The sequence below is a fragment of the Streptomyces sp. NPDC126499 genome, assembly GCF_040302485.1.
Lineage (GTDB): Bacteria > Actinomycetota > Actinomycetes > Streptomycetales > Streptomycetaceae > Streptomyces.
This window is the reverse complement of sequence record NZ_JBEOUO010000025.1, coordinates 69,765-84,178: the sequence shown is the minus strand read 5'-3', so window position 1 is coordinate 84,178 and position 14,414 is coordinate 69,765. Positions and strand designations below refer to the sequence as shown.

10 protein-coding genes are annotated in these 14,414 nt (G+C 74.1%); 8 read left to right on the top strand and 2 right to left on the bottom strand.

Features of this window, described 5'->3' with window-relative positions:
• The first annotated feature begins 68 nt into the window (after positions 1-68).
• The 8 genes from ABTZ91_RS28760 to ABTZ91_RS28725 all read left to right on the top strand — a co-directional run bounded on the left by ABTZ91_RS28760 (position 69) and on the right by ABTZ91_RS28725 (position 10,383).
• Complete coding sequence (locus ABTZ91_RS28760; protein ID WP_352080150.1) at positions 69-1,493, top strand: rhamnulokinase family protein; 1,425 nt, start codon at positions 69-71, stop codon at positions 1,491-1,493.
• Complete coding sequence (locus ABTZ91_RS28755; RefSeq protein ID WP_352080125.1) at positions 1,493-2,224, top strand: (Fe-S)-binding protein; 732 nt, start codon at positions 1,493-1,495, stop codon at positions 2,222-2,224. Before ABTZ91_RS28760 ends, ABTZ91_RS28755 begins: the two co-directional genes overlap by 1 nt.
• A complete protein-coding gene (locus tag ABTZ91_RS28750) occupies positions 2,221-3,639 on the top strand; it encodes a LutB/LldF family L-lactate oxidation iron-sulfur protein (RefSeq protein ID WP_352080124.1) in 1,419 nt (472 codons plus the stop codon). Before ABTZ91_RS28755 ends, ABTZ91_RS28750 begins: the two co-directional genes overlap by 4 nt.
• Positions 3,636-4,286, top strand: coding sequence for an LUD domain-containing protein (locus ABTZ91_RS28745; protein WP_352080123.1), 651 nt, complete (start codon positions 3,636-3,638; stop codon positions 4,284-4,286). Before ABTZ91_RS28750 ends, ABTZ91_RS28745 begins: the two co-directional genes overlap by 4 nt.
• A gap of 148 nt (positions 4,287-4,434) precedes the next feature.
• Entirely contained in the window at positions 4,435-5,598 is a 1,164-nt protein-coding gene (locus ABTZ91_RS28740) for a Gfo/Idh/MocA family oxidoreductase (RefSeq protein WP_352080122.1), read from the top strand.
• Positions 5,595-6,473: a PmoA family protein gene (locus tag ABTZ91_RS28735; RefSeq protein ID WP_352080121.1), complete on the top strand. Its 879-nt coding sequence runs from the start codon at positions 5,595-5,597 to the stop codon at positions 6,471-6,473. Before ABTZ91_RS28740 ends, ABTZ91_RS28735 begins: the two co-directional genes overlap by 4 nt.
• Positions 6,474-6,536: 63 nt before the next feature.
• The gene (locus ABTZ91_RS28730; protein WP_352080120.1) at positions 6,537-7,268 is read left to right on the top strand and encodes a rhamnogalacturonan acetylesterase; all 732 of its coding nucleotides are present in this window, start codon (positions 6,537-6,539) and stop codon (positions 7,266-7,268) included.
• Positions 7,269-7,401: 133 nt separating this feature from the next.
• Positions 7,402-10,383, top strand: coding sequence for a glycoside hydrolase family 2 TIM barrel-domain containing protein (locus ABTZ91_RS28725; RefSeq protein WP_352080119.1), 2,982 nt, complete (start codon positions 7,402-7,404; stop codon positions 10,381-10,383).
• Between the two features lie 126 nt (positions 10,384-10,509).
• Here ABTZ91_RS28725 and ABTZ91_RS28720 read toward each other — a convergent pair whose 3' ends face one another.
• Positions 10,510-11,568, bottom strand: coding sequence for a rhamnogalacturonan acetylesterase (locus ABTZ91_RS28720; RefSeq protein WP_352080118.1), 1,059 nt, complete (start codon positions 11,566-11,568; stop codon positions 10,510-10,512).
• Positions 11,569-11,577: 9 nt separating this feature from the next.
• Positions 11,578-14,304: a Tat pathway signal sequence domain protein gene (locus ABTZ91_RS28715; protein WP_352080117.1), complete on the bottom strand. Its 2,727-nt coding sequence runs from the start codon at positions 14,302-14,304 to the stop codon at positions 11,578-11,580.
• Positions 14,305-14,414 lie beyond the last annotated feature (110 nt).

Below are 14,414 nucleotides of genomic sequence, written 5' to 3'. Positions count from 1 at the left end.
GTGGACCGGCGGACGAGCCGGTGGGCACCTTCGTCGCCGTCGATCTCGGCGCCACCAGTGGGCGGGTGATGCGGGGCCGGGTGGGGGCCGACCTGCTCGACCTCGTCGAGGTGCACCGCTTCCCCAACACCCCGGTCCGGCTGCCGGACGGGCTGCGCTGGGACGTCCTCGCCCTCTTCCAGGGCATCCTCGACGGGCTGCGGGCGGCGGCCCGCCTGGGGCCGGTGGACTCGGTCGGCGTGGACGGCTGGGCGGTGGACTACGGGCTCCTGGACCGGGACGGGGCGCTGCTCGGCGCCCCGTACCACTACCGCGACGCGCGGACCGACGGCGTGGCGCCGGGGGTGTGGGAGCGGGTCGGCGGTCCGGCGGAGCTGTACCGGACCACGGGCCTGCAGTACCTGCCCTTCAACACCGTCTTCCAGCTCGCCTCCGCCGCAGGTTCCGTCCAACTCGCCACGGCATCACGACTGTTGCTGATCCCGGATCTGATGGTGCACTGGCTGACCGGAGCGCTCGGCGCAGAGGAGACCAACGCCTCGACGACCGGTCTCTTCGACGCCCGGACGGGAGCGTGGTCGGCCACACTCCTCCGGCGGCTCGGGATGGACCCGGGGCTGCTGCCCCCGCTGCGCGCACCCGGTGACCCGGCGGGCCGGCTCCTGCCGCACGTGTCCGCGTCCACCGGTCTCGCCCCGGCGACCCGGGTGACGACGGTCGCCTCGCACGACACGGCGTCGGCCGTGGTGGCCGTGCCCGCGACGGCGCCCGACTTCGCGTACATCTCCTGCGGCACCTGGTCCCTGGCCGGCCTGGAACTGTCCGCCCCGGTCCTCGGCGAGGAGGCCAGGGCCGCGAACTTCACCAACGAGCGGGGGATCGACGGCACCGTCCGCTTCCTGCGGAACACCATGGGGCTGTGGCTGTGGGAGGAGTGCCGCAGGACGTGGGCGGCCGAGGGCGGGCCGGCCGGGCACGAGGAGCTGGTCGCGGAGGCCGAGCGGGCCGAGCCGTTCGTCTCGGTCGTGGACCCGGACGCGCCGGAGTTCCTGGCGCCCGGGGACATGCCGGAGCGGATCCGGGAGTACTGCCGGCGCACGGGGCAGCCGGTGCCCGCCGAGCGGGGGGCGGTGCTCCGCTGCGTCCTGGAGAGCCTGGCGCTCGCGCACCGGCGCACGCTGCGCCGGGCGGCCGAGCTGGCGGGCCGGCGCGTCGGCACGGTCCATCTGGTCGGCGGCGGGGCGCGCAACGCTCTGCTGTGCCGGCTGACGGCGGACGCGACCGGTCTGCCCGTCGTCGCGGGGCCCGTCGAGGCCACCGCCCTCGGTAATGTCCTCGTCCAGGCCCGGGCGGCGGGTCTGGTCGGCGGGCTGCCGTCGATGCGGGCTCTCGCCGCACGGACGCAGCCGTTGCGCCACTACGCCCCGCGGGGCGACGACTCGGCCTGGGACCGGGCGGCCGCCCGGCTCGAACCGTCTGCGAGGATCCGTTGATGCGTGTCGCGCTCTTCGTCACCTGTCTGAACGACGCCCTCTACCCGGCGACGGGAGTGGCCACCGTCCGGCTGCTCGAACGCCTGGGGGTGACCGTCGACTTCCCCTCGGCGCAGACCTGTTGCGGGCAGCCGCAGTTCAACACGGGCTACCGGCGCGAGACGGAGCCGCTGGTACGGCGGACGGTGCGCGCCTTCGAGGGGTACGAGTACGTCGTCACCCCGTCCGGCTCGTGCGCGGCCATGGTGCGGCACCACTACGGGCGGTTCGGCACGGAGGCGGCGGAGCTCGGCCCGCGGACGTACGAGCTGTCGGAGTTCCTGGTGGACGTGCTGGGGGTGACGGACGTCGGCGCCTCCTTCCCGCACCGGGTCACCTACCACCCCTCGTGCCACGGTCTGCGGCTGCTGGGTCTCGGGGAGCGGCCGCGGCGGCTGCTGGAGGCGGTGAGGGGCCTGGAGCTGGTGGAGCTGCCCGGGGCGGAGGAGTGCTGCGGCTTCGGCGGCACCTTCGCGGTGAAGAACCCGGACGTGTCGGCGGCGATGGGCGCCGACAAGGTGCGCCACGCGGTGTCGACGGGCGCCGGAGTGCTGTGCGGGGGCGACAACTCCTGCCTGATGCACCTGGGCGGGATGCTGAGCAGACAGGAGGAGCCGCTGCGGGCCCTGCATCTGGCGGAGATCCTGGCGAGCACGGAAGAAGAGCCCTGGCGAGAGGAGTCGGGACGATGAGCGGGGTCTTCGTCGGGATGCCGGCCTTTCCCGAGGCGGCACGGTCGGCCGTGGGCGACCCGACGCTGCGGGCGAACCTGCGGCACGCCACCCGCACCATCCGCGACAAGCGGGCCCGGGCGGTGGCGGAGCTGGCCGACTGGGCGGAGCTGCGGGAGGCGGGCAAGCGGATCAAGGACCACACGCTCCGTCATCTGGACCGGTATCTGGTGCGGTTGGAGGAGGCGGTGACGGCGGCGGGCGGCACGGTCCACTGGGCGGCGGACGCCGACGAGGCCAACCGGATCGTCGCCGGCCTGGTGAGGGCGACCGGCGAGAGCGAGGTCGTCAAGGTCAAGTCGATGGCCACCCAGGAGATCGGGCTCAACGAGCACCTGGAGGCCGAGGGCATCCGTGCCTACGAGACGGACCTCGCCGAGCTGATCGTCCAGTTGGGCGAGGACCGGCCCTCGCACATCCTGGTGCCGGCCATCCACCGCAACCGGGGCGAGATCCGCGACATCTTCCGCTCGGAGATGAACAAATGGGGCCGCCCGGCGCCCGACGACCTCACCGACACCCCGGCCGAACTCGCCGAGGCGGCCCGGCTGCACCTGCGGGAGAAGTTCCTGCGCGCCAAGGTGGGCATCTCCGGCGCCAATTTCATGGTCGCCGAGACCGGCACCCTGGTGGTCGTCGAGTCCGAGGGCAACGGGCGGATGTGCCTCACCCTGCCCGAGACGCTGATCTCCGTCGTCGGCATCGAGAAGGTCGTGCCGACCTGGCGGGACCTGGAGGTCTTCCTCCAGACCCTGCCGCGTTCCTCGACGGCCGAGCGGATGAACCCGTACACCAGCATGTGGACCGGCACCACCGACGGCGACGGGCCGCGAACCTTCCATCTGGTGCTCCTCGACAACGGCCGCACCGACGTCCTCGCCGACGAGGTCGGCCGGCAGGCGCTGCGCTGCATCCGCTGCTCGGCCTGCCTCAACGTCTGCCCCGTCTACGAGCGGGCCGGCGGCCACGCCTACGGCTCCGTCTACCCGGGGCCCATCGGCGCCATCCTCACCCCGCAGCTCCGCGGCACGGGCAGCGCGGTCGACGCCTCCCTGCCCTACGCGTCCTCCCTGTGCGGCGCCTGCTACGAGGTCTGCCCGGTCGCCATCGACATCCCCGAGGTCCTCGTCCACCTGCGGGAGAAGGTCACGGAGCGGGGCGGTCCCGGACACCGCCTGGAGAAGGCCGCCGTCAAGGCGGCCGGCTGGGTCCTCGACCACCCCGGTGTGCTCGCCGCCGGTGAACGCCTCGCCGCCCGCACCCGCGCCCTGCACCCGAGGAACCCGCCGGGCGCCGGGGCCTGGACCGCGAGCCGCGACCTGCCCGAGGTGCCCGCGGAGTCCTTCCGCGACTGGTGGAAGAAGAACCGCACATGACGAAGACCTCGCCCAGCTCCCGGGACCGCATCCTCGCCCGCGTCCGCGCCGCCGTCGCCGACGCCCCCGAAGCACCCGCGCCGCAACCGGACCGCCGCCACCTCGAACAGCACGTCGACGGCGACCCGGCCGCCCTGACCGACCTCCTCCACGAGAACCTCGCCGACTACCGCGCCCAGGTGCACCGCACCGGGCCCGACGGCCTTGCCGGGCTCATCGCCGGACTGCTCGACCGCCACGGCGCCCGCAGCGTCGCCGTACCGCCCGGACTGCCCGACGCGTGGCTGGCCGCCACCCCGTGCGAGCGGCGCACCGACGAGCCCCGGCTCACCCCGTACGAGCTGGACGCCACCGACGCCGTCGTCACCGGCTGCGCCCTGGCGATCGCCGAGACCGGCACGATCGTCCTGGACGGCGGCCCGGGGCAGGGGCGCCGCGCCCTCACCCTCGTACCGGATCTGCACGTGTGCGTCGTCCGCGTCCCCGACCAGGTCGTCGCCTCCGTGCCCCTCGCCCTGCCCCGCCTCGACCCGGCCCGCCCGCTCACCTGGATCTCCGGCCCCTCCGCCACCAGCGACATCGAACTCGACCGCGTGGAGGGCGTCCACGGGCCGCGCACCCTCGACGTGGTCCTCGTGACCTCGTGATCTCGGACCTCGTCACCTCGTGATCTGGGACCTCGTGACCGTGGGACCTCGTGACCTCGTCACCTCAGGACCTCGTCACCTCAGGGCCCCCTGACCTGCCGACCTCCTGACGAGCGGCTGACGACAACGGAAGGAAGGGATGCGCCCCATGCGTCCGATACGTGCGCCGGAACCGCTGCCCGTGGTCCTCGCCGGCGCCCGCGGCCACGGCCGCAGCCACCTGCTCAACGTCCACCGGCTCGAAGAGCGCGGGCTCGTCCGGCTCGCCGGAATCTGCGAGCTGCGTCCGCTGGACGCCGCCGAGCTGGAGGGTCTGGGAAACCCCCGGCAGTCCGACGACTTCGAGGCGCTGCTCGCCGCCACGGGCGCCCGGATCGCGGTCCTCAGCACCCCGATCCAGACCCATGCCGACATGACGCTGGCCGCCGCCCGGCACGGCGCCCATGTCCTCCTGGAGAAGCCGCCCGCCCCGTCGTACGCCGAGTTCCGCCGGATGACCGCCGGTGTGGCGACCGCCGGTGTCGCCTGTCAGATCGGCTTCCAGTCGCTCGGCTCGCACGCCGTGCCCGCGATCCGCCGGCTGGTCGAGGACGGCGCGGTCGGCGAGCTCGTCGGGGTCGGCGCCGCCGGGGCCTGGGTCCGCGACGAGGCGTACTTCCGGCGCGCCCCCTGGGCGGGGCACCGCCGCCTCGACGGCGCCGACGTCGTCGACGGCGTGCTCACCAACCCCCTCGCCCACGCGGTGGCGACCGCGCTCGCCCTCGCCGGCGCCCCCCGCGGCGAGGACGTCGTCCGCGTCGAGACGGAACTGCTGCGCGCGCACGCCGTCGAGTGCGACGACACCTCCGCCGTACGGGTCACGACCGCCGCCGGGTGCCCGGTCACGGTGGCGGCGACGCTCTGCGCCGAGAAACCGGCGGAACCCTACGTCGTCGTCCACGGCACCCGTGGCCGGATCACCTTCCCCTACCTCACGGACCGGGTCGTGGTCCACCGGGACGGCCCCGGCGGCCCGGTGGAGACCACGACCGACCACGGCCGCACCGACCTCCTGGAGAACCTGGTCGCCCACGTCACCGCGGGCGAGCCGCTGTGGGTGCCGCCGGAGGCGACCGGCGCCTTCATGCGGGTGGTCGAGGCGGTACGGACCGCACCCGAGCCCCGCGAACTGTCCCGGACGCACTGGCGCACGGAGCCCGGTGAGAGCGCCCCGCGCCGGGTCGTCGACGGCATCGACGCCCTGGTCGACGCGAGCGCCGCGTCCCTGCGGCTGTTCTCCGAGCTCGGCGCTCCCTGGGCGGCGGCCCGATGACCTCTCCGGACGACACCACCGTGGTCCTGCGGTGCGCCGGCCGGCCGGTGGCCCGCCACACCACGCGCCCCACGGTGGCCCGGGACCTCGCGCCGCGGCCGTATCTGCACCCCGTCACCACCCTGGCCGGGCGGACCGTGACCGAGACGGCGCCCCCGGACCACCCGCACCACCTCGGCGCCGGGGTCGCCGTGGCCGACGTCGACGGGCACAACTTCTGGGGCGGGCCGACCCATGTGCCCGGGCGCGGCTACGTCCGGCTCGACGACCACGGGGTCCAGCGGCACGACGGCTTCGCGCACCGTGCCCCGGACGGCTTCACCGAGGAGCTGAGCTGGACGGCGGGCGGCGAGGTGCTGTTCCGCGAGCACCGGACGGTCAGGGTCACCGCGCTCACCGGTCTCGCCTCTCTCACCGGTCTCACCGGCCCGGCGTGGGCCCTCGACCTCGGCTTCTCGCTCACCAACGTCTCCGGCCGCACGCTGTCGATCGGCAGCCCGGCCACCGGCGGCCGCCCGGACGCCGGCTACGGCGGCTTCTTCTGGCGAGCGCCCAAGGAGGCCGCCGCGCCCGTGGTCTTCGGCCCGTCGGGCGACGGCGAGGAAGCGGTACGGGGCCGCCGCGCCGACTGGGTGGCCCTCGCGGGCGAGGACTGGACCCTGGTTTTCGCGGGGGCGACGGAGGCAACCCGGCGCGACCCGTGGTTCGTGCGCGCCGCCGAGTACCCGGGGGTCGGCTCCTCCCTCGCTCCCGCGCACCGGCTGCCGGTCGCCGCCGGCGGGACCGTGGTCCGCCGGGTCGTCACCGTCGTCGCCGACGGCCGCCCAGGCCGGGACGGGGCCGCCGCCCTGGTCCGCGCGGCCTTGCCGCACTGACGTCCCGTCAATTCCCCTCCCGCTTCCCGGCCTTTCCCGTCCAACCGAGAGAAGAGAGTGACGATGTCCGTCCGTGACACCGCGGGGCCCCGCCCCCGCACCCTGTTCATCGCCGGTGACTCCACGGCGGCCCAGAAGTACGCCGACGCCGCCCCGGAGACGGGGTGGGGCATGGCGCTCCCGTTCTTCCTGGACGGCACGACGCAGGTCGCCAATCACGCGGTCAACGGGCGCAGCACCCGGACCTTCCTCGAAGAGGGCCGGCTCGACGCGATCCTGGCGGCGGTCCGTCCCGGTGATCTGCTCCTGGTGCAGTTCGGCCACAACGACCAGTCGGACGACCCGACGCGCCACACGGACCCGTGGAGCGCGTATCAGGACAACCTGCGGGTGTACGTCGAGGGGGCGAGGTCCCGTGGCGCGCTGCCGGTCCTCGCGACCTCCGTGGAGCGGCGGCAGTTCGACGGTTCCGGCGACGCCCTGCGCACGCTGGGAGCGTACCCGGAGGCGATGCGCGCGGTGGCGAAGGAGACGGACGTGCCGCTGCTCGACATCGAGGCCGCGTCGCTGGAGCTGTGGCGGGAACTCGGGCCCGAGGTGACGAAGTCGTACTTTCACTGGACGGCCACCGCGCGGGACAACACGCACTTCGGCCCGCGGGGCGCGATCGCCGTGGCGCGGCTGGTGGCGAAGGCCCTGGTGGGCGCCGGGCTCCTCGCCCCCGCCGAGACGCGCCGCCTGGACGCCGAGATCCCCGTGGACAGCGTCACCTGGCCCGGTCCCGTGGAGGCATGACGTACCGACGGCGCCGCCGCCCCCGGCCCCTCCCTCCGTCCCCCGTCCCTCCACCCCTCCATCCCTCCGCCCCTCCATCCCTCCGCCCCTCGTCCCTCCGTCCCACTCCCTCTCCCTCTCTCGCAGGAGGACCATGTCCACCCCCTGGTACGAAGACGTCTCGCCCGGCCGCGGCACCCTCCCGCCCCGCGCCTGGTACCGCTCCGACGCCGCCTCCCTCTCCCTCAACGGCGACTGGGCCTTCCGCCTCTCCCCCACGGCCGACGGCGCGGACGCGTCGTTCGCCGCGCCCGACGTCGACACGAGCGGCTGGGACACGATCAGCGTGCCGGGCCACTGGGTCCTCCAGGGCAAGGACGGATCGTACGGAGGCCCGGCGTACACGAACGTCGCCTATCCCTTCCCCGTCGATCCGCCGCACGTCCCGTCGGAGAATCCCACCGGCGACCACGTGCGCCGCTTCGACCTGCCCGGCGACTGGCCGGCGTCCGGCGGGGCCGTGCTCCGCTTCGACGGGGTGGAGTCCTGTGCCCGGGTGTGGCTCAACGGCACGGAGCTCGGCGAGTTCAAGGGCTCGCGGCTGGCCCATGAGTTCGCCGTCGGCGAGCTGCTGCGCGCCCGGGACAACGTGCTCGCGGTCCGGGTCCACCAGTGGTCCTCCGGTTCCTATCTGGAGGACCAGGACCAGTGGTGGCTGCCGGGTATCTTCCGGGACGTCACGCTGCTGCACCGGCCGGACGGCGCGCCCGGCGACTTCTTCGTCCACGCCTCGTACGACCGCGGCGACGGCACGGGCAGCCTGCGCGTCGACTGTGACGTGCCCGGCCGGGTGACCGTGCCCGAGCTGGGCCTCGACCTCGCGACGGGGGAGACGGCCGTGCTGCCGGTCGAGCCGTGGAGCGCCGAGGTGCCCCGCCTCTACGAGGGCGAGCTGGCGGCCGGCGGGGAGCGGATCGCGCTCGCGATCGGCTTCCGCTCGGTGTACGTGGAGGACGGGATCCTCAAGGCGAACGGGCGCCGGATCCTCTTCCGGGGCGTGAACCGGCACGAGTTCCACCCGGAGCGCGGCCGTGCCCTGGACCTCGCGACCATGCGCGCGGACGTCGAGCTGATGAAACGTCACAACGTCAACGCCGTCCGCACCTCCCACTATCCGCCGCACCCGGCCTTCCTCGACCTGTGCGACGCCTACGGGCTGTGGGTGATCGCCGAGGGCGACCTGGAGACCCACGGTTTCGAGGACCTCGGCTGGCGGGGCAACCCGGTGGACGACGAGCGCTGGACCCCGGCCCTGCTCGACCGGGCGGCCCGGCTGGTCGAGCGGGACAAGAACCACCCGTCGGTGATCATGTGGTCGCTGGGCAACGAGTGCGGCACGGGCGTCGGACTGACCGCCATGGCCGAGTGGATCCGCGCGCGGGATCCGGCCCGGCCGGTGCACTACGAGGGCGACCGCTCCTGCCGGGACACCGACGTCTACTCACGGATGTACGCGCCGCACGCCGAGGTGGAGGAAATCGGCCGACGCGCCGACGACGGCCCCGCGCAGCGCCGTGCGCTGCCGTTCATCCTCTGCGAGTACGCGCACGCCATGGGCAACGGGCCGGGTGGGCTCTCGGCCTACCAGCGGCTCTTCGAGACGTACGAGCGCTGCCAGGGCGGCTTCGTCTGGGAGTGGATCGACCACGGCCTGGCGCACCCCGTCCACGGGTACGGCTACGGCGGCGACTTCGGCGAGGAGCTGCACGACGGCAACTTCGTCTGCGACGGGCTGCTGTTCCCGGACCGGACGCCGTCGCCGGGTCTGCTGGAGTACAAGAAGGTGATCGAGCCGGTGCGGATCAGCGCCGGCGAGCGGCCGGGCACGGCCGCGATCACCAACGGGCACGACGTCGCCGGTCTCGGCCATCTCGCCTTCCGCTGGTCGCTCCTGGCGGACGGCGAGAGCATCGCCGAAGGGGACCTTCAGGTGCCGGCGCTCGCCCCCGGGCAGAGCGCGGAGGTCCGGCTGCCACGGCCACAGGCGGCTCCGGCCGGGGCGGAGACGGTGTGGACCGTACGGGCGGTCCTCGCCGACGCCACCGCGTGGGCACCGGCCGGGCACGAGGTGGCCTGGGGCCAGTTCCCGGCCTCGGCACCGGCCACGGCCCCTGCCACCGCACCGGCCCCGGCACCGGCCACGACACCTGCCTCCACACCGGCCACGACACCTGCCACCGCACCGGCCGCCGCGCCCCGTCCTGCGACCGGCACCCGGCCGGCCGTGACGGCGGACCGGATCACCCTCGGCCCCGGCGTCTTCGACGGCCGCACGGGCGAACCTCTCTCCTTCGGCGCCCTTCCCGTCACGGGACTGCGGCTCGACGTGTGGCGGGCGCCGACGGACAACGACGAGGGCGCGCCCTGGCAGCCCGACGTGCGGTACGGGCCGCTGTGGCGCACGCTCGGCCTGCGCCGGATGCGGCACCGCACCGACGGGGTGCGTGCCGAGGGGGACGGTCTCATGGTGCGGTCGAGGGTGGCGCCCGCCGCGCGGGACTTCGGCCTGCGGACCACGTACCGCTGGACGTCGGACGGCACGGCGCTGCGCCTGCACGTCGAGGTGGAGCCCGAGGGCCCCTGGACGGTGCCGCTCCCCCGCCTCGGCGTCCGGCTCGGCCTGCCGGCCGCCCTCGACCGGGTGGTCTGGTACGGGGGCGGACCCGGCGAGGCGTACCCGGACACGCGGGCCGCCGCCCGGCTGGGCCGCTGGGAGTCGACGGTGGCGGGCTTGCAGACCCCGTACGTGCGTCCGCAGGAGAACGGGGCGAGGATCGACACCCGCTGGCTCACCCTGTCCGGCGCCACCACCGGACTCCGGGTCGAGGGCTCCCCGGCGTTCTGGTTCACGGCCCGTCGCTGGACGAGCGAACAGCTGGACGCGGCCGCCCACCGCACCGACCTGGTGCCCGGCGACACGCTCTGGCTCCAGCTGGACCACGCCCAGCACGGCATCGGCTCGCAGTCCTGCGGTCCAGGGGTGCTGCCGGAGCACCGCCTGGACGCCGCCCCGGCCGCGTTCTCCTTCACCTTCTCGGGCTTCGACCACCCGTCGGGCATGCGGGACGCCCGGTGACCGTCACGGTCCCGCCCCGTGGCCGGCCGGCTGTCCGGCCGGCCCGCCACGGCGGCCTCGGCGCGGCCTCCGCCGGCCTGGCGGTGACCGTACGGCTCGCCCGCCAGGCCCGGACGGGAGCTGGGGTCAGCGGATGAGGCTGCCCGGGAGGATGCCCTGGGTCCGCAGCTCGGCGGCGACGAGAGCCGCGTACTCCGCGGCGCCCCGGACCGAGGTGTGGGTGTTGTCCCGCTTCTCCGCCGTGAGGTAGAGCGCCTTGGACGCCTCGGGGCCCCACTGCTCGACGAGCGCCTTGGTGAGGGCGGTGAGGTCGATCAGCGGGGTGCCGAGCCGGGCCGCGAGGGCGCGGATCTCGGCCGGGTGGTCGACGCCGAGGCCGTTGACGAGCAGGGCGGTGCCGTTGTCCAGGGTGCCGTCGGCGTTGAACCAGCGGCGGACGACGGGCGTGACGAGCACGGGCTCGCCGCCCTTGGCCCGTACCCGCTCGACCAGGGTGGTGAGGTTGGCGCGGTAGGTGGGCGCGTCCGTCTGCTTGTCGTTGTGGGCGAGCTGGATCAGGACGGGGTCCCCGGGCCGGATCCGCTGTTCGACGCGGTCGAAGAGGGCGGGGTGGGCCAGGAAGCTGACGGTGCTCTCGCCGGAGTCGGCGTGGTTGGCGACCGCGACGCCCCGCATGAGGTGCGCGGGGAGCAGCTGGCCCCAGCCCACGTACGGCTCGCCCGGCTGGTCGCACACGGTCGAGTCGCCGACGAGGAACAGCCGGCGGGCGGCGGGGGCGGGCGTGATCCGCAGGGAGGTGACGCGCGGGGCGGTGCCGCCGATGACGAGGTCGAGTCCGGGCGTGCCCGTGGGCCCGGTGGGCTCGCCTTCGGGGTCGCGGACGTCGACGGTGAACGAGCGCCGCAGCCGCTCCCCCGCCTCGGTCGGCGTCTCGGCGAGCAGGGTGCGCCGGGTCTCGCCGCTGATGGCGGTGGCGCCGGCGGTCTCGCCGCCGAGGGTCACGGTGACGTCGTACGTTCCGGGGGCGACGTCGACGTGGCAGGCGAGCGTGCCGGTGCCGGTGGAGGCGCAGTGGCCGAGGCCCTGGCCGTAGGGGCCGTGGGGGCCGTCGGCGTGGGCGGCCGGGGCGGTGGCGAGGCTCCCGAGGAGGGTCGCCGCGACGGCGAGCAGCGCGGTCCTTCGCATGGGTGCTCCTTACCGGGGGAGGTGGTCGCCGACGAGGGCGAGGTTCTGGATGGCGGCGAGCCCGTAGAGGGCGGTGGTGTTGGTGCTGATCCACAGGTGCTCATACCCGGGTTCGAGGGCGTCGGGGCCCTGGACGGGCGTCTTGTCCCAGACCATGGCACTGGTGTAACCGTCGCTCCGCTCGAACTTGGCCCAGGCGCGCTGGGCGAGCCTGGTGTCGTTCAGCTGGGCGGCGGCGTAGGCGTCCTGCCGGGAGTGGCCCTGGAAGAGCAGCAGGGTGCCGAAGTTCTGACCGTAGCGGGCGGCCTGTTCGGTCTTGGTGGCGTTGAAGTAGCGGCAGTAGTCGAGCCAGGCCTCCTTGAACGCCGGCATGTCGACGAGGTCGATGAGCTCGGCGCACATCTCGACGAGGCCGAACATGGCGGACAGGTGGGAGACGCCGACCGCGGGCTTCTCGGCGATGGCGAAGCGGCCGGTGTCCAGGTCGTAGAGGCCGGTGCCCTGGACGAAGCCGTTGGGCTGGGCGGCGATGGTCTCCATGGTGGAGCGCAGCCGGGCCTCGGCCTTGGCCGCCTTGGGTCCGCCGCGTTCCCATTCGGTGAGCCAGGCCGCGGCGAGGCCGCTCCAGTCGGTGCCGAAGCCGATGGAGAGGGCGTGCCGGTCGGGGGTGTAGGGCTCGGTGCGGATCTTGCGGATGGGGTCGAGGACGAGGAAGGTCTCGTCGGAGTCGACGAGGTCGTGCATGAGGTCGCCGACGCGTTCGTCGGCGGTGAGGAAGTAGTAGGGCCGGCGGTAGACGGCGGTGGAGATCCGCTGCTGCTTGGCGCTGTCGGCGAAGTGCTGGACGCCGTGCCGGGTGCCCAGTCCGGCCCACTTCCCGAGGTGGTAGACGTCGACCTCGCCGGTGTGCCGGGTCATGGCCTCGGCGAAGCGGAAGACGTCCGCGCGACCGGACCTCAGGTAGGCGTACCAGAGCCACAGATCAGGGGAGAGCTCGGAGTTGTCCCAGGCGTAGCCGCCGACGTCGTAGCGCCACTGGTGCCGGTCCTCGTCGTAGGTGTGCATGATGTCGCCGTAGTCCCAGAAGCCGTACCAGCGGCGCTGTTCGGCCTGGTCCTTGTAGTAGGCGAAGAGGTAGTCGAGGCGGTCCTCGATCTTCGCCCTGGCGGGCGTCGAGCGGTCGACGGGCGAGAAGAGTCCGCCGAACACGCGGGCGTGGACGAGGTCTTCGGGGGCGACGGCGAGCTGCGGCGGGGTGCGGACGGCGGCGGCCTGGGAGACGAGGGTCCCGGCGTCCGGAGTGGCGGCGTTGGCCCAGAACATCAGCTCGCTGGTGCGCGCGATGCCGTACGGCGTGCCGAAACCGGGCTCGTGGTCCTCGTAGGTGATGTTGAGGCCTTCGAGCTGCTCCGGGTACGTGTCCTGGCCCATGCCGTCGTGGTAGAAGCGCAGGTCCATGGGCTGGGCCTCGGGAGACCACAGCCACAGGGTCACCTCGGCCTCGTCGCCCGCGGCACCGCGGATGTCGAGCTGGGCGGGGTGCTTCTGCCAGAAGTCCCGCAGCCCGAAGGAGAGCCCGCCGCTCACGCCGCCGACGTATCCGAATCCGCTCGCCCGCCGCCCTCCGCCGGCCGGGATCCATCCGTGCCCCGCCTTGGTGCGCTTCCGGATCGCGAAGCCGTCCGCGGTGAGCTGGGAGAGCGTGTAGTCGCCCCAGGTGGGGATGTACGGCAGGCGGGTGGTGACGCGCTGGTCCCAGGTGGCGGGGTCGGGCAGCCTCTCGCCCCTGACCTGTGCCCTGCGGACGGCGGCGCCGGGGTCGCGGCGCAGTCCCGTGATGCCCTTGACGGCCTCGGTCAGGAAGCCCGCGCCCTCGCCCGCGAGCCGGATGTGCCGGTCGTGGGCGGCGTCGCGCATCGGTACGGTGAAGCGGACGCCGAGGCCGCGGACGAAGTCCTCGTTCTGGTCGCCGTCGTACGTGATGGTGTGCACCATCCGCAACGACTCGGAGCCGGCGTAGAAGTAGAGCCGTACGGAGAACGGCAGCCAACTCCTGTTTCCCTTCCGGTGCTTGCCGTCGACCCTGACCACGGCCCGGACGGGTCCGGTCTGTTCGACGACGGCGCCGGAGATCTCGCCGTCGAACCGCTCCCACGTGGCGTTGCCCTGGTCGCCGTCGTCGAGGTCGCCCTGACGGAGCAGTACGAGCCGCCCGTCGGTGGCGATCTTCACGCCGTCGCGTTCCATGGCCTCGACGAGCTTCCGCCCGCCCCTGCGCACCGTCACCCGGATGGCTCCGGTGTCCACCGTGATCTTCGCCTCCGTCTCGGCGACGGTGACGGCCTTCGCCGCGGTGGCGGGCGTTCCGGGGGCGAGCGTGAACCGTTCGGCGGCGGCCTCCGCCCCGACGGCGTGGGCGGTCCACTTGAGGGAGCCGTCGGGCCAGCGGGCGGTGACCCAGGTCTGCACGGGAACGGCGGTGCCGTCGTCGGCGGTGAGGGCGAACTCCCGGTTTCCCGGGTGGACGCCCTTGGGCCAGGCGGCGCCGAAGGTGGACCCGCCGGCGGCCCCGAGTCCGCCGTCCTCCAGCCAGCGCACGGTGGCGGGCCGGCCGGGATCCGGTGCCGCGGGCGTGGCGGCCCGGGCGCCGTCGCGCCCGAGCGCCCAGCTGAACTGCGCGGCGGCACCGGCGACGGCGGCCGCCTTGAGAAGGGAGCGGCGGGGTATCGCGGACATGAACGGTCCTTTCGACGGGAGAGGGGACGGGAGCGGGAGCGGGGACGCGCCGGGGGGCCGCGTCCGGGACGTGCGGCGTGACGCGGGGCTGGGGACAAGGGCGTTCAGCC